Origin of the sequence: Mycobacterium sp. RTGN5 (assembly GCF_033804465.1) — a bacterium.
In the GTDB taxonomy this organism is placed as follows: domain Bacteria; phylum Actinomycetota; class Actinomycetes; order Mycobacteriales; family Mycobacteriaceae; genus Mycobacterium.
This window is the reverse complement of the sequence record NZ_JAPZLA010000002.1, coordinates 438,125-452,559: the sequence shown is the minus strand read 5'-3', so window position 1 is coordinate 452,559 and position 14,435 is coordinate 438,125. Positions and strand designations below refer to the sequence as shown.

The 14,435-nt window shown below is 64.3% G+C and carries 20 protein-coding genes; 6 read left to right on the top strand and 14 right to left on the bottom strand.

Annotation, left to right across the window (positions count from 1 at the left end):
- Nucleotides 1-92 precede the first annotated feature (92 nt).
- Nucleotides 93-644, top strand: a complete 552-nt coding sequence (locus tag SLQ31_RS14780; protein ID WP_319433823.1) for a helix-turn-helix domain-containing protein — start codon at nucleotides 93-95, stop codon at nucleotides 642-644.
- Here SLQ31_RS14780 and SLQ31_RS14775 read toward each other — a convergent pair.
- The 5 genes from SLQ31_RS14775 to SLQ31_RS14755 form a co-directional block, all read right to left on the bottom strand.
- Nucleotides 633-1,466, bottom strand: a complete 834-nt coding sequence (locus tag SLQ31_RS14775) for an alpha/beta hydrolase (protein ID WP_319433821.1) — start codon at nucleotides 1,464-1,466, stop codon at nucleotides 633-635. The genes SLQ31_RS14780 and SLQ31_RS14775 overlap by 12 nt on opposite strands.
- A gap of 63 nt (nucleotides 1,467-1,529) precedes the next feature.
- Nucleotides 1,530-1,808: a cytochrome C oxidase subunit IV family protein gene (locus SLQ31_RS14770; protein ID WP_319433819.1), complete on the bottom strand. Its 279-nt coding sequence runs from the start codon at nucleotides 1,806-1,808 to the stop codon at nucleotides 1,530-1,532.
- A gap of 3 nt (nucleotides 1,809-1,811) precedes the next feature.
- Nucleotides 1,812-2,423 (bottom strand): cytochrome c oxidase subunit 3 family protein, encoded by a 612-nt coding sequence (locus SLQ31_RS14765; protein WP_319433817.1) that lies wholly within the window; start codon nucleotides 2,421-2,423, stop codon nucleotides 1,812-1,814.
- A complete protein-coding gene (locus tag SLQ31_RS14760; RefSeq protein WP_319433816.1) occupies nucleotides 2,420-3,184 on the bottom strand; it encodes a hypothetical protein in 765 nt (254 codons plus the stop codon). The genes SLQ31_RS14765 and SLQ31_RS14760 overlap by 4 nt, the downstream gene beginning before the upstream one ends.
- Complete coding sequence (locus SLQ31_RS14755; protein WP_319433814.1) at nucleotides 3,181-3,885, bottom strand: hypothetical protein; 705 nt, start codon at nucleotides 3,883-3,885, stop codon at nucleotides 3,181-3,183. The genes SLQ31_RS14760 and SLQ31_RS14755 overlap by 4 nt, the downstream gene beginning before the upstream one ends.
- A gap of 108 nt (nucleotides 3,886-3,993) precedes the next feature.
- On the opposite strand from SLQ31_RS14755, the gene SLQ31_RS14750 reads away from it, so the two are divergent.
- The gene (locus tag SLQ31_RS14750; protein ID WP_319433812.1) at nucleotides 3,994-4,641 is read left to right on the top strand and encodes a TetR/AcrR family transcriptional regulator; all 648 of its coding nucleotides are present in this window, start codon (nucleotides 3,994-3,996) and stop codon (nucleotides 4,639-4,641) included.
- A 29-nt stretch (nucleotides 4,642-4,670) separates the two neighbouring features.
- The gene (locus SLQ31_RS14745; protein ID WP_319433810.1) at nucleotides 4,671-5,072 is read left to right on the top strand and encodes a nuclear transport factor 2 family protein; all 402 of its coding nucleotides are present in this window, start codon (nucleotides 4,671-4,673) and stop codon (nucleotides 5,070-5,072) included.
- Nucleotides 5,073-5,261: 189 nt separating this feature from the next.
- On the opposite strand, the gene SLQ31_RS14740 is transcribed toward SLQ31_RS14745, so the two are convergent.
- From SLQ31_RS14740 to SLQ31_RS14725, 4 genes are all read right to left on the bottom strand, one after another.
- Nucleotides 5,262-5,636 carry a hypothetical protein gene (locus SLQ31_RS14740; RefSeq protein ID WP_319433808.1) on the bottom strand — a complete coding sequence of 125 codons (375 nt, stop codon included), beginning with the start codon at nucleotides 5,634-5,636 and terminating at the stop codon, nucleotides 5,262-5,264.
- Between the two features lie 171 nt (nucleotides 5,637-5,807).
- A complete protein-coding gene (locus SLQ31_RS14735) occupies nucleotides 5,808-6,641 on the bottom strand; it encodes a hypothetical protein (protein ID WP_319433806.1) in 834 nt (277 codons plus the stop codon).
- Between the two features lie 76 nt (nucleotides 6,642-6,717).
- Nucleotides 6,718-7,119, bottom strand: coding sequence for a hypothetical protein (locus SLQ31_RS14730; protein ID WP_319433804.1), 402 nt, complete (start codon nucleotides 7,117-7,119; stop codon nucleotides 6,718-6,720).
- Nucleotides 7,116-7,700: an MspA family porin gene (locus SLQ31_RS14725; RefSeq protein ID WP_319434662.1), complete on the bottom strand. Its 585-nt coding sequence runs from the start codon at nucleotides 7,698-7,700 to the stop codon at nucleotides 7,116-7,118. Before SLQ31_RS14725 ends, SLQ31_RS14730 begins: the two co-directional genes overlap by 4 nt.
- 227 nt (nucleotides 7,701-7,927) lie before the next feature.
- Between SLQ31_RS14725 and SLQ31_RS14720 the strand changes: the two genes are divergently transcribed.
- Complete coding sequence (locus tag SLQ31_RS14720; protein WP_319433802.1) at nucleotides 7,928-8,764, top strand: enoyl-CoA hydratase/isomerase family protein; 837 nt, start codon at nucleotides 7,928-7,930, stop codon at nucleotides 8,762-8,764.
- A 315-nt stretch (nucleotides 8,765-9,079) separates the two neighbouring features.
- A complete protein-coding gene (locus SLQ31_RS14715) occupies nucleotides 9,080-9,265 on the top strand; it encodes a long chain fatty acid-CoA synthetase Faa4p (RefSeq protein ID WP_319433800.1) in 186 nt (61 codons plus the stop codon).
- Between the two features lie 39 nt (nucleotides 9,266-9,304).
- Here SLQ31_RS14715 and SLQ31_RS14710 read toward each other — a convergent pair whose 3' ends face one another.
- Genes SLQ31_RS14710 through SLQ31_RS14695 form a run of 4 tightly spaced genes read right to left on the bottom strand, consistent with a single transcriptional unit; the run spans nucleotide 9,305 to nucleotide 12,028 of the window.
- On the bottom strand, nucleotides 9,305-9,748 hold the full coding sequence (locus tag SLQ31_RS14710; RefSeq protein ID WP_319433798.1) for a Zn-ribbon domain-containing OB-fold protein: 444 nt from the start codon (nucleotides 9,746-9,748) through the stop codon (nucleotides 9,305-9,307).
- Entirely contained in the window at nucleotides 9,745-10,944 is a 1,200-nt protein-coding gene (locus SLQ31_RS14705; RefSeq protein WP_319433796.1) for a thiolase family protein, read from the bottom strand. The genes SLQ31_RS14710 and SLQ31_RS14705 overlap by 4 nt, the downstream gene beginning before the upstream one ends.
- Complete coding sequence (locus SLQ31_RS14700) at nucleotides 10,941-11,177, bottom strand: hypothetical protein (RefSeq protein ID WP_319433794.1); 237 nt, start codon at nucleotides 11,175-11,177, stop codon at nucleotides 10,941-10,943. Before SLQ31_RS14700 ends, SLQ31_RS14705 begins: the two co-directional genes overlap by 4 nt.
- Nucleotides 11,178-11,179: 2 nt before the next feature.
- Nucleotides 11,180-12,028 (bottom strand): sulfurtransferase, encoded by an 849-nt coding sequence (locus tag SLQ31_RS14695; protein ID WP_319433792.1) that lies wholly within the window; start codon nucleotides 12,026-12,028, stop codon nucleotides 11,180-11,182.
- A 347-nt stretch (nucleotides 12,029-12,375) separates the two neighbouring features.
- Here SLQ31_RS14695 and SLQ31_RS14690 point away from each other — a divergent pair, with 347 nt between their 5' ends.
- On the top strand, nucleotides 12,376-13,527 hold the full coding sequence (locus SLQ31_RS14690) for a P1 family peptidase (protein ID WP_319433790.1): 1,152 nt from the start codon (nucleotides 12,376-12,378) through the stop codon (nucleotides 13,525-13,527).
- A 1-nt stretch (nucleotide 13,528) separates the two neighbouring features.
- Here SLQ31_RS14690 and SLQ31_RS14685 read toward each other — a convergent pair whose 3' ends face one another.
- Nucleotides 13,529-14,341 (bottom strand): acyl-CoA thioesterase domain-containing protein, encoded by an 813-nt coding sequence (locus SLQ31_RS14685; protein WP_319433788.1) that lies wholly within the window; start codon nucleotides 14,339-14,341, stop codon nucleotides 13,529-13,531.
- Nucleotides 14,342-14,435: the final 94 nt, after the last annotated feature.

Here is a 14,435-nt window from a genome sequence, read left to right as displayed (position 1 = left end):
GTTTCTCGAACGCGGTAACGAGACATCAGAGCTAACCCGGTCTAGTGTGACATTTGCACCATGTTGTGTAAAGCAGATGAGGAGCCAACCCCGTGCCTGCCGAGAGTGAGCACTCGATTCGTAAGCGAATCCTCGATGCGACCTACGCCGTGGTGTCGCGACGGGGCGCCAGCAAGCTGCAGCTCCTGGAGGTGGCGGCCGAGGCCGGAGTGTCACGCCCGACGGTGTACCGCTACTTCGGCTCGAAGGAAGGTCTGCTGGACGCGTTCGCGCTGTACGAGCAGGACAACTTCGCAGCCGAGATGGCCGCAGCCACGGCCGGGCTTCGTGGGCCTGACCGGGTGGATGCGGCGCTTCAGTTCATCGTCGACTACCAGTTCTCGCACTCCCATGAGCTATTGGTCGAACTCGAGCCCGAATATTCGATCGGACAGATGACGCGGGTGCTGCCGATGATGGAGAAAGGTATGCGCAACATCATGACCGGCAAGGACGCCGACCTGGCGGCTGCGGCCGTGGTTCGGATTGCCGTGTGCCACTACCTCGTACGCGGACACGACAGGGCTCGGTTCCTGGCTGAGCTGCGTTACGCCGCCGGGATCGAGGTCAAACGCAAACGTGGACTTTCGGTCTCAGTCGGCTAGCCAGGCGAGGATCTTTGTCGCCAACAACTCTGGCTGTTCCAGGTGCAGGAAGTGCCCCGCACCATCAACCAGGTCGAACTTCGACGCCGGTGCCGGTAGGTGCGCCGCCACGTCGGCGAGAAGTTCCGCGCCGATCGCCCCGTCGGCGGATCCATGTAGGTAATACGTCGGAACCGGTGGCGACTGCATCGTCGCTGAGGCCTCGGTTACGGTCGCCGCGTCGGCGAAGTCCGCATTGAACGACGCCCGATAGGGTCCGAGCACTCCCCCGATCGTCTCAGCGGTGACGTAGTCGCGCAACATCGCGATGTCCTGTTCGCAGGCGTAACCGGGTGACCAGTCCGACCACAACGACTCCCAGAACCCCGCTTCCAGGAGCGCGAACTCCGCCAACCCCACCTGCTGAATGAACCAGATGTAAAAGGAGCGCCTGAGCTGCCGGTAGCTGAACAGCCCACTGCCCAGCGCCGCCGTTGGCGGGACCGCGAGTGCGACGAACCGCCGAAACGCGGCGGGCTCGCAGACCACCGCGCCGTAGCCGGCGTTGGCGCCCCAGTCGTGGCCGACGAGAATTGACCGTTCGTCGCCCCGATGGTCGCCGCGCACCGTGAAGACGTGTCGCACATAGGTTCCGACGCTGACCGGGCCTGTGGCCGGCTCTCGATATCCAGGCAACCACGGTGCGACCACGCGATACCCGGCGTCGGCCAGCGCGGGCCCCAGGAACCGCCAGGTGTGCGGAGTGTCGGGAAAGCCGTGCACCAGTATCGCCAGTGGTTTGGAATCGTCGTCGAGATCCCCGAAGGTCAACCGTGGTTCCACCCGTACAGATTTACATTTGGCACCGTAAAAGTAAACGGGACACTGCCCAGGAACGCTGGCTGCCTACCGGAACGCGAAGTAGAAACCCAGCAGGAATGCGAAAAGGGCTACCAGCCAACTCATCGTGGTCACCCGCAACCACACCGGCGCGCGTCGCACTTCCATGAAATGCCAGATCACCAGTTGCGTTTTCACCGCCGCGATCAACAGCACGATGACAGTTACGGTCGGGTTGACCACGTGCGCTGCGCCACCGTCGCGTGCGGTCAACCATGACACGGCGGTGACCAGCGTGAGCAACGCCCACACGATCGTGAGCGGATTACGGATGTAGGACGTCACGGATCACCTCATCAAGTAAAGCAACGCGAACAGAACAAGCCACAGAATGTCGACCATGTGCCAGTAGGTTGCCCCGGTCTCCACAAATGAAATCTTCGGCGGTGCAGATCCTTTCAAGTTTCGGATGACGAAGCTGAGGATGACCAGGCCGAGGAGAACGTGACACAGGTGCATGCCCGTCATCACGAAGTAGTACATGAAGAACAGGTTGGTGCCCGGCGTCGAGCCGGCAATGATCTCGGGCACGTATTCGAACACTTTGAACAGCGGGAAGGCGGCACCGAAGGCCAGCGCAATACCGAAGAGCCGAACACCGTCCGCCGTCTTGCCGGCTCGGGCAGCCGACGTGCCCAGCGCAACAAAGAGCGAACTGGTGAGCAGGACGACGGTGTTGATCGCGCCGATGTCCAGGTTCAGCCGCGCCTGGCTCTGCAAGAACAACTCGTGGTCCTGCTGGCGGTAGTACATGTAGGCGATGAAGTAGACGCCGAAGATAAACAGGTCGCCGATGACGAAGAACCACATGCTGGGCTCGCCAGGAATGTGATTGCGCGCTTTACCGTTTGGCTGCGCGGCGTCGATGCCCCCGATGGGGCCTTCGGCAAGGTCGGTCACGCGTGCGCTCCCAGCCGGGGATCCGGTGACACCAGTTCGCCATTAAGCCAGGCGTTCTCGAGCTCCTCGTCAGGCTGCTTCTTGATGGCTCGGTAGATGCAGACATAAACGATGATCTGCCAGGACACATAGAGCACCATCGCGAACCAGAAGGTCATCAGCCCGTTCCATGCGAAGGGGCCGGACTTGGAAATCCAGACTGGCGCCGCAATGAGCTCCGTGACGTACTGCCAAATCGTGTAATAGCCAAGCCACTTCGGCAGGACGTTGTTCTGGTCGAGCAGGATAGCCAGCCCAAAACACATCCACATCACGCAGAAGCATCCCAGGGATCCGATGTAGGCCAGGTAGCCGAAGTCGTAGAGCATTTCCAGCGTCGCCGGCGCGTACCCGGAGCGGAATGCGCCGAGACCGAAACAGAACATCGGGAAGAGCATGCCGACAATGGCGCCCGTCATGGAGCCGACCATCATCGAGTACCGAAACACCGGGCTGACCGACATGCGCTTGACCTGGATCAGATACACGGCGTTCGTCACGGGCGCCAGGCCGAACGACAGGGTCAAGATTGCGCACGCGATGAGCAGATTGTGCGACTGCATGAACTCGACGATCTGCGGCGTGGAGGCACTCGGCGATCGGGGCGGCATCATCCAACTCAGCGGGACAAACACGATGCCGAACAGGTTGAAGAAGAACGGGACGATCCAAAAGGCAATCCACTGATCGAGTTTCCGGTTCTTGCGCCGCCCGTCGCTCACGCAAGGACCTCGCGCTCGGAACCCTGGCGATTGACGACGCGAAGGAGCACCAGGAACGTCACCACGACGAAGGTCGCCAGCACGACAAGCCGCAGCGTGAAGGACACGGCGCCGTTCCACGCGAGCGGACCCGACTTGTAGAGAATCGAAAAGGCGCTCGGAATCAGCAGGACGGCGATGACGACACTGAAATGCGCCATCCAGCGGGGAAAGATGGGGTCCGGGCGCTCATCGAGGTAGATGCTTACCGCAAGGCAGAGGTTCTGCACGATGATCGTGCCGACCGGTGCGATGAAGAAGAACCAGGCCATGTCGTTCAGCAGACTGATGAGCTGCGGGTCGCGGTCGGGCCTGAATGCGGCGACCCCCCAGCAGTAGTCGGCGAGGATGAATGCCGTGGTGCCGATTCCGACGCAGATGATGTAGGCATAGGTGAAGACGCTGCTCGACGTTCCGGTGCGGGATATCTGCACGGCGGTGACGGCGAAGAGCGGAACCAGCGACGCCGCAAGCAGGTTGCAGAGAATCACGACGCCGAGGATGCCCGTGGTGTTGTCCCGGAAAAACGCGGCGACCTCTTCCGGAGTCATCGTCGGTGACAACGGCGGCGAGAAGATCGGGAACAACAGGTAGCCAAGCAACAGCAGAGCGGCCGCCGGGGGCGTCGTCCACAACAGGATTCGTTGACCTCGGGTGTTCATCGACACCGTCTAGGTCTAACACGTTCACTGTCATCTGACAACGAAATGCGCATAATCCCCAGATGACGTGCGTGGTCGGGCGGATTTTTCAGTGACATAGTTCAATGAATGCGGCACAATGGTCGGGTGCGAGACAGCTCAACGGGCCGCGAAGCCCAACGACGCAGAACGCGTGCCCGCGTGCTCGGCGCCGCCATCGAGGAGTTCCAGCGCGCCGGGACGAGCTCCGCGGACATCAACGCCATCGTCGAAGCGGCGGGTGTGTCGCGCAGTACCTTCTACTTCCACTTCCCGACCAAGGAACACGTTCTGCTCGAGCTGATTCGTGGTGATGAGGATCGTCTGGCCGAGGAACTCAGCCGGTTTCTCGACACGCCGCACGACCTGCCCGCGGTACTCAACGAGATCATCCGGCTTGTCCTGGCCCTCGAAAAGCAATGGGGCTTGGCGCTTTTTCGTGATGTCACCGGCCTGTACTTCTCCCCGACCCTGCCGCAAGAAGAAAACTGGTTACAACATCCGACTTTCGTCCTTCTTGCCGCCGAGATCGAGCGCTCGCGACACCGCGGCGAACTCTACGACGACGTCGACGCCTACTCCAGTGCGGCATTCTTTCTCGTGGGCCTCTACGCGCTGCTGACCACAAACCGGGAATCGAATGCCGAACGTCACGAAGTGCTCCGAAAATTCGTGAAGAGCAGCCTGCGCAGCATGCAACGGACCGAGGTGCCCGCGGCCGATCACCTCGCCACCTAAATCCCCCGGCCGGCGGAAGGAGCAGCCTCGTGTTCAGCGGCCCCATTGAGGATCGCCTCAGCATCCGCGAACGATTCGACAGCTACAGCGACGCGGTCACCCGCCAAGCCCTGGACGACTATCTGGATTGCTGGACCGAAGACGGTGCCCGATTCGGTGACGGCGGCGAATGCGAAGGTATCGAAGCACTGGGGCAGCACTGGCACGGCATCTGGAAGATGTTGTCGCAGATGGTGTTCATGACACAGGTTGGGTCGATCGTCGTCGATGGCGCGACCGCCACCACGCGCTCCTATTGTCTGGAAACCCTGCAACTTCGCGACGGGACGTCACGTCAGCTGATCGGGGCCTATGACGACGAGCTCCGCCGCATCGATGGGGTCTGGCGATTCAGCGTGCGACGCTATCGGGTCCTCAACGACAACATCTAGATAATTGCCCACACCATTGATGCGGCAGCGGTTTTGGAGTCGGTGTGCAGTTGCGTTGGCTATCGCCGCAGTCGCGATCGGGTGCGGCATCGTCGGAGCCGTCCCGCCGACCGGCACCGCCGTGGCCGGCTGTTTTCAACGAGGTGGCTACAACCCTCCGCCGTGCACCACCCCCTCCTCCAGCACCAGTCAGACCGCGGCCCCGGATGACACCGGGTCGACGAGCACCTCGGCCCCCAGTAGTCCGGGTGCCGCTCCGGACGCGACGAGCTCGCCGGACAAGGACCAGTCGGAGAGCGCTCCGGGCGGGAGCAGCCCGGCCGATTCCGGAATCAACGCCTGCCAGAACCAAAGTGCCATGGCCAGCTCGTTGGGCCTGCCGCCGAACACGTGCCGGGCGAGCCAGGGCCCGAACAGCCCACCCGATTCCGGAATGACCGCCTGCCAAAACCAAAGCGCCATGCCGATCGCCATCAGCCTGCAACCCACCACATGCCGGACCACCCAAGGCGCGATCACCCCACCCGATTCCGGAATGACCGCCTGCCAAAACCAAAGCGCCATGCCGATCGCCATCGGCCTGCAACCCACCACATGCCCGGCGAGCCAGGGCCCTAACAGCCCACCAGACTCGGGGGTGAACGCGTGTCAGAACCAGAACGCCATGGCCAACTCGCTAGGACTGCAGCCCGCGATCTGTCCCCCTAGCGCGCGCAACTAGCGAGCGCGCCCGCATCACAAGGTCTTCCACCACGGCTTCAAATGCATGTAGTACGAGATGGTCCTGGGTGCCCGGCTCGTCCCGCCGAACCAGCTGTTGATCCGGAAGGCGGACAATTGATTCGGATGCAGACCCGCCGGAATCGGCTTGTACACCACGGTATCTCCGTATTGCAGCGTGATGCCGTGGTAGTCGGCTGAGAACGTGAACGTCGCATCAACCGGAACCGAGATGATCTCGTCGTCGGTCGGCATGATCCTGGCGAAGTCCATGTTGTAGTACGGGCCGATCTCGAACATCTGGGTATCGACGTTGTAGCGCCAGGCGATCATGATGGCGTTGTCGTCCGGATGCCAGAACGTGAACGAGATGCCGGTCAGCTTGTTCCAGTCGTACTGGTCGACATTGTGTAAGTCGTAGACCGTGTTCTCGGTGAATGTCGCATTGCCGGCAACCTGTTTGACGAAGAAGACCATCTGCAACGGCAGGGCCAATTGGGTGTTCTTGAAGGTGACGATCAGGTCCCGCAGCGGGTGTCGCGTCGAAGCCGCCGACGATGTAGCCGCAGTGGCCTTGCCCTCCCGGCGAGCGGTCTGCGCAACAGCAGCCGGTCTACCCGGCGCTGCCGCTGATCGCTTCGTGCGGTTCTGATTAACTCCGGCCGCAGGCGCTCGGCGCGCGACGGCGACCTTGGGCCCTGACGGGCTGGTCGCCGCACCGCTGTGTGGTTTCGCGCTGTCCGACGAACCCGCCGGCGCGGCCTGCGCACTCGCGGTCCCGATGGCAAGCCCGACTCCGAGGGCGACCGTCAAGCCCCCGATGTACCCCGCCAACCGTGCTGTCGACATTGCCCGCCCCCGTTTGAGCACCTATAGCCAAGCAGCGTATCGATGCATCGTCCACCGTGGGTTCAGTTTGCTGAGGTCAACTGCCCGGCACCACGATCGGCGTCGGCGTGGTGCTCGTACTTGTGCTCGAGCTCGTGCTCGCCTCGGGTGCTGACCCGGCCCCGACGATCGGCTTCGGCGCCGCGCCCGATGATTGCGCCGCCATCCCGTCGGGCATGACGATCGGCGGCGTCTTCGACTTCTCGTTGTCCCCGCTGCCAAGGGCGGAGTCGAACTGCGGTGGCCAGTCGACCGACGTCGGCGGCCAGCTCTGGGTGCTGCTGCCGCCTTCGGACGAGTCGGACCCGGGCGGCGCGCACCCGGCCCCCGCTCCGAAGTCACCGGGGGTGTCGCAGTCAGCGTGGGCCAGGCCGACCGGGCCGACCGGGCCGACAACCAGGCACCCGACGAGCGACAGGGCGGCGAGCAGGCGTTTCACAGTGTCAGGATGTCGCCGTAGGCGTTCACGCTGTCGTCGGACCTGTCCGTGTCGATCATCGCCGTCGCGAAGAAGCGGATGGCGACCGGACCGCCGCAGCCGTCGACCTTGACGTGGGCATCGTTGACGACGATCTCGCCGATGCGGCCCTTGAGCGACTTCTTGCCCAACCCGATGTTCGTGATGTTGCCGGGCAACAGATTGATCGACCCACCGGCGTTGAGGTCCGCGTAGGGCCCGATGTCGTCGAAGGGGTCGCCATGGTTGAAGCCGGGCGTGATGCCGATATCCCCACCGGCATTGAGGCTTCCGCCCTCACTGAGATCCACTTGGCAGCCCAGCTGCAGGCCGAGGATGACGGTGCCTGAGTTGACCGGAATCGCCCCGTTGCCGCCGATCGTCGCCACCACCTTTCCGGTGACGAAACCCTCTCTGGTGAAGGCGGTCGCGGCCATGTTGGGAACCGAATTGATGGTCATTCGGGTCAGCGTTGCGCTCAAATGCCAACCGTCATCGGTATCCGTGGACTGCGTGACATCGCCGACCGGCAGCGGTTCCGCGCCGGCCACCCCATGGCTCAGGCACAGAAGCGCGGTTGCAGCCGCGCCCACTCCGACGAATCTGCCCACGAACACCTGCTTTCGCATCCCCTGAAGCTGCGTACTCGCCGGTGGCCGATCGCGGGCACCGGCCGCAATCGTAGGGTCGATACCTGGGTAGTTCCTGGGTTGGATCTGGACACATTTGACGAACTTGCTGTGTTCCGCCGAGCCCGTCTGTAGACATTCAGAATGAAACGAGTGGCGAGATGAAAAGCCAGCAGTGGACTCATTTTTCGGTCGGCGTCGAAAGCGAGCGACTCTGGAGGGTCACCTTCGACAACCCACCGATAAACCTTGTCACTCCGGAGATGCTCGTCGAGCTGCCTGAGCTGATCGATCAGATGCAAGCAGCTAGTGAGTTGCGGGTGGTGGTGTTCGAGTCGGCCAATCCTGACTACTTCTTGAATCACTACGACACCTCCCGCGTCGCGGAAACACCCAAGAGCCTGGGGGTTACCGGGTTTCCGTTGACGATCGACACCAGCACCCGCCTTTCGGACCTGCCTGTGGCATCCATCGCGAAGATTCGCGGACGGGTGCGAGGCATCGGTAATGAGCTGACACTGGCGATGGACATGCGTTTCGCCAGCCAGCGGGCGCTCTTCGGCCAGCCCGAAACCGCCAGCGGAAATCTGCCCGGCGGCGGCGGCCTGGAACACCTTCCCCGCCTGATGGGCAGGGGCCGGGCGCTGGAAGTTGCGCTATCCAGCGACGACTACCCGGGCGATTTGGCAGAGCGGTACGGCTGGGTCAACCGGACCGTCGATGACGCAGAGCTCGATTCGCTGGTGGACACACTGGCCAGCCGGATCGCTTCTTACGACAAGGAATCCATTGCGGCTGTCAAACGCCAGATCAACCGTTACACGTCGCCATCGCCGGAGGACTTGATGTCGTCGCTCGAGATCTACCTGAGCTCGTTTCAGTGGCCGGGCTCCCAGCGTCGGCTCGCGGCCGCGCTGGCCGCCGGACGCAATCAGCCGGGCGACTACGAAATGCGCCTCGGTTACCACTTGGGCCGCCCCCTCGGCCCAGAGTCTTGACCGAGCGCCTACCCCCGCTTTCGGGACCGCGATCCCGATGACAGGTTGAATTCCACCGCCGCATCAATGAGCGCGATCAGCGCATCCTCGTCAATGTGATCGCCTTCGTGACAATCGATCGCCCGGCGGCACGCCCCGCCATTTCTCCATCTTGGCCACAGATTGTCGCGATTTTGCATTCCGCGCCGTGGAGAGTATCTTTTCCCGCGGCCCAGAATCGTTCCGGAAAGCCTGAAGATGCGTACTCATTACAGAACTCGCGGCTTCTCTACCCGCCCGCAACGGGGTCTTCGCACCCATTCCGCACTGCGGCCGATGGCCGGTCAGTGTTTCGAGATCGAAATCCGTTTCGACACCAATCGCTGGGTGATCCGGATTCCCGAAATCAATGACGCCGCAGAGGCGACAGCGCGCGACAAGGTCGAACTGGCCGCCCGCGAATGCATCGCCACCCGCACCGGAATCCCCCTCGGATACATCTCAGTCTGGGTTCGCGACTGACCCCAATCCCGTTGTCTGACAACGGTTAAGCTCGGCCCGTCAGCGGGTTACGGGCCGGAACAACGGAATCCACACGCGGGTGTCCTCCCCGCCGGATAGCCCCGTCCAATCCTCGAAGAACACTTCCACCTCGAGCCCGATGCGCATGTCGTCCGGTTCGACGTCCACCACGTTGGTGGTCAGCCGCACGTCGGGTTGCTCGGCGATCTCGACGATCGCGACGATGTAGGGCGGCTCGAATCCCGGAATCCACGGTTGCCGGTCGACGGTGAATGCCGCGACTGTTGCCCGCCCGGACACCTTCTCGGGGGCCACATCAAAGCTTCGGCAACGCCAACAGGCCGGTCCGGGCGGGTGAAAGAACTGCCCGCACGCGTGGCAGCGTGAGATCAGCAGATCCCCGTCACGCCCACCGGTCCAGAACGCCGCCGATTCGGCTGTCGGGCTGGGCGCCAGCCGCAAATCCGGTCGCTGATAGCTCATCGGCTGCTCACCAGCATCGAACCCGCGACGGGACCCCCGCCGACACCGACCGCGACGACCTCGGGAGTGCTAGGAGCCTGGCGCTCGCCGCCCTCTCCCCAGAGCTGCACGCAGGCCTCGTGCAGGAAGCCCATCCCGTGCAGACGACCGCCCGACAGTTGGCCACCACTGGTATTCAGCGGCAGCTTCCCGTCGAGCGCGATGCGCTCCCCGCCCTCGATGAACTCACCCACCTGGCCGTGTTCGCAGAATCCCAACGCCTCCAACCACATCACCGTCAGGAAGCTGAACCCGTCGTAGAGCTGAGCCATGTCGACGTCACCGGGCCGCAGTTGGGTGGTCTCCCACAGGGTGGCCGCCGAATCGTGTGCGGCCATCGTGGTGAGGTCGAATCGCTGTTCCCACGTTGGCCTTTCGAACATCCCGGGGCCGACGGATTCCACCGTCAGCGGGTGGCGAGGCAAGCCGCCGGTGGCATCCCGGCGGGACACGATGACGGCGGTGGCCCCGTCGCAGGGCACGTCACAGTCGTAGAGACACAACGGTTCCGAGATCATCCGCGCGTTCAGATAGTCCTCCATCGTCATCGGGTCGCGGTACACCGCATCGGGATTCAAGCCCGCGTTGCGCCGGGCGTTCAGCGCGATGGCGCCGAGTTGCTCACGGGTGAGCCCGAAGTCGTGCATGTAGCGCTGCGCGGGCATCGCCAGCCAATTGGCCGCCGACAACGCGCCGAACGGCGCGGTCCACTCCATCTGGGGCGGCAACTTCCCACCACCGCCCAGCAGCACCGACGCGTGGCCGCCACCGGACTGCTGCGCCGCCGTCGACTCCCATACCGACCGGAACACCACGACATGGTTGGCCAGGCCGAGGGTGACCGCCATACATGCTTCGATCACCGGTCCGATCTGGCCCGCCGTCTCCAGCCCACCCATGTACCAGCGGCTGCGCAGCCCCAGCGCCGTGCGCACGTCGGTGACGTTGGCGCCGGAGAATCCCGGGTTGCCCGCGACGGCGCCCGGGTAGCTGGCGATGCCGTCGACATCATCGACGGCCAGACCGGCGTCGTCGATCGCGCGCAGCACCGCTTCCAGCGTCAGCTCCAGTCCGGTGCGGCCCAGCCGCCGTCCGACCTGGGACTTACCGGCCCCGGTGATCACGGCCTTGCCGTCGAACGGTCCCCGACTCGTCACTTTGACCGCGCCTCCTGCTGCTCACGAGTGACCTCACGGGCTCGCATGGTCTGATCGGTGAGGCCCAACGCCACCAATACATCGATCGCGGTGATCACCAGCCCCCAGTAATACATCCACCTCAGCGAGAGGTCTGGCTGGGCGGCGAAGTACACACCCAGAAATATGGGGCCAACGATGCCGAAGATGAGGCACATCGCCTGAATCCGCAGGTAGACCCGGAGCGTCTCCATTGCTACTGCGCACCGGTTGCGATGGGCCGGTCGGGATCGGAGCTCCACTGCGACCAGGAACCCGGGAACAACGCAGCATCGCGGCCCGCGGCGGTCAGGGCGGCGACAGCGACGGCCGCCGTGATCCCCGAACCGCAGTAGACCCCGATCGGGACGCCGGCGTCGACTCCGCGTTCGTTGAGCAGCTCGTCCACCGCGGCCTGAGCCACGAACGTGTCGTCGTCGCCGAGCAGCATCGTGCTGGGCAGGTTGCGCGCCCCTGGTATGTGGCCGGCGAGCGGGTCGACCGGTTCGACCTCGCCGCGGAACCGTTCGGGTGCTCGGGCGTCCAGCAGCGGACCTCGGTCGAGTTCGTCGGCCGTCAACGTCGGTAACGCCCCGGCGTACAGGTCCTCGTGCACGACGGTGACGTCGCCAGGGGCCGGGTCGACCGGGCCGGTTTCGATGGCGCCGCCGGCGGCCTTCCACGCCGACCAGCCGCCGTCGAGGATGCGTACGTCGGTCAGGCCGGCCGCTGTCAGCACCCACCAGGCTCGCGCGGAACCTGCCCGGTTCCAGTCGTCGTAGACCACCACCGGAACGCCGTTGCGAATCCCCCAGCGCCGGGCGGCTGCCTGTACCGCGGATCCCGACGGCAATGGGTGGCGGCCACGGCCGGAGACCTCGTGGTCGGTCAGGTCGTCGTCCAAGGACACGTACACCGCGCCGGGGAGATGTCCCTGCAGGTAGTGGTCGCGCCCGTCCGGCTCACTCAGGGTCCAGCGCACGTCCAGCACCGCCACCGGTTCTCCGGCCGCCAAGCGGTTGACCAGCGCCTCGGCTGTTATCAACACGTCCGCGCGCCCTGTCATCGGATCTCCGTTCGTCTCCCTGCCGGCCACCGACGATCATGCCCCGGTCGCGGACTCTCCGCTGCGACAGGTAGTCAACCTGAGAAAAGGCTGAAATCGAGTAGTGCACTACGCGTGCGCGGGTGGTCCGGCGCCCGATAGTTTTGGCATCAACATCAGTCGAGACACGGATTCCGCGGGGGCGCCGGAATCGCCTGATGGTTCGCACCACTACTGGGGGGTGTGGTGCGGGCGTAGGCGGCGCTGGGGAAGGTCCAAAAACCTTCCCCGGCGTCCGTTGTCTTTCTGGGCCACGACGGTCTTTGGTTGGAGTAGAGCCCACCGCCGACCGACAGTAGGGTCGGCCGATGACGTCCCCAGCGGCATTCACCGCCGACGGCCGGCCCCGTGCCCGCGGACTCGGCATCCCGTTTCTCGGCGAACCAGGCCCACTCAACGCCATCACCGACGTGGCCGGCGTCGAGGTTGGGGTGACCACGCTGGTCACCGGTGACGGGGCGATGACGGTGGGCCAGGGACCGGTGCGCACCGGAGTGACGGCAATCCTCCCCCGTGGCCGGGCCGGGCTCGGAGCGCCCTGTGCGGCAGGCTGGTTCTCCCTCAACGGCAACGGTGAGATGACCGGAACAACCTGGATCGAAGAGTCGGGCGCCTTCAATTTGCCTGTCCTGCTATCGAATACGCACGCCGTCGGCGCCTGCCACACCGGTGTCATCGCCTGGATCAACCGGGTGGACCCGATCCTGGCACGCCAGTGGCTGCTGCCGGTGTGCGCCGAAACCTGGGATGGCTACCTCAACGACATCAACGGTGGTCACGTGCGGCCCGAACATGCCGAGGCCGCGCTCGACAACGCCACCGGCGGCCCGGTGCCGGAGGGTTCGGTCGGCGGCGGGACCGGAATGAATTGCTATGAGTTCAAAGGCGGCAACGGCACCGCATCTCGCGTAGTGCGCTACGGCCGCCACACCTTCACCGTCGGCGCCTTCGTGCAAGCCAATTTCGGTGCGCGCCAAGAACTTACCATCGCCGGACGCCACGTCGGACCCGACTTGACCGCCGACAACCCGCTCGACGGCGACTGGTTCGAACGTGACCTCAACCGCCCACCGCCCGGTGCAGGCTCGGTGATCGCGGTGATCGCCACCGACGCACCGCTGCTGCCCGGCCAGTGCAAGGCTCTTGCCCGGCGCGTGCCGCTGGGCCTGGCGCGCACCGGCACCACCGGCAGCCACTTCTCCGGCGACATCTTCTTGGCTTTCTCCACCGCCGACGCCCCGGATCTGGCGAGCCGGTTCCCCATCGGCGAGGTCGCCGACGACGAGTTCGGCCGGCTGACGTTTCTACCCTGGGGACGGATGGACGACATCTACGCCGCGGTCGTGCACAGCGTCGAAGAGGCCGTGCTCAACGCATTGGTGGTCAACGCCGACATGGTCGGCCGCGACGGGCACCGCTCCCCCGCGCTGCCGCACGATCAGTTGCGCACCCTGCTCTGAGTCAGATGCTCAACTTCGGCATCGCATCAAAGCCGGTGAAGTCGATCTGAGCCGCCGGGTTGGCGATCGCGGTGACCAGACCGGTTCCGAACGGGCCCGCATCATCGAAGAGCGTTCCGGTGCCAACCGAGACCCCTTCCGATACCCAGTGTGAATCGCCTTGCACACCAATGCTTTCCGACTGCGGGAGCCGGCTTAGCGCGACGGTGAGGTCACCGTTGATGTAGCCGATGCCCTTGGTGCCCATGTTGCTGACCAGGCTGGTGGCCTCGGCGACGATGACGGTGCGGACGAACGGGGTGATGTCGTGGCCGGCCACCACGTCGATCGGGCTGTGGTAGACGCGCTTGCGTGACGTGTTCTGGTGAACACCCCCACCCGGGCTCCAGCCGACATCGTCGCTGCCGATCATGAACGCATGCGCCTCGGTTTCGGGCGGCGGCGTGAACAACGCCTCTCCAACCCACTCTTCCCCAGCCGGCGGTTCGGACAAGCGGTACTGCACCAGCGTGGCGCGGGCGACGATCACGTCACCCTGGATGACGTCGCACTCGCTGTTGCGAACCCGGTGGCCGTCACGGACCAGCCGCGATTGGACGATCGTCGGAACCCGTTTGGCGGCTTTGAACAGGTCAACAGTGAGGCGAGCCGGCAAAAATTCGGGCACTCCGAAGCGCTGCTCCAGGTTGAACGCCGCCAGGCCCACCACGGCCGGGCCGTTGAGCATGTCGGTACCCCAACGGCTTCGCGCGTTCTCCGTCGGATGAAACATGCCGTCGGGATCGGAAATGAAATGCGCCGGTCGGGTGGCCATCCGGGCATCCTCGCATAGCGCAGTCCGGTGTCAGTACTGGGATGCTTAGACCGCATAATCAACGGGTCGGCGCACGCAATCAGGACGGAGGTCA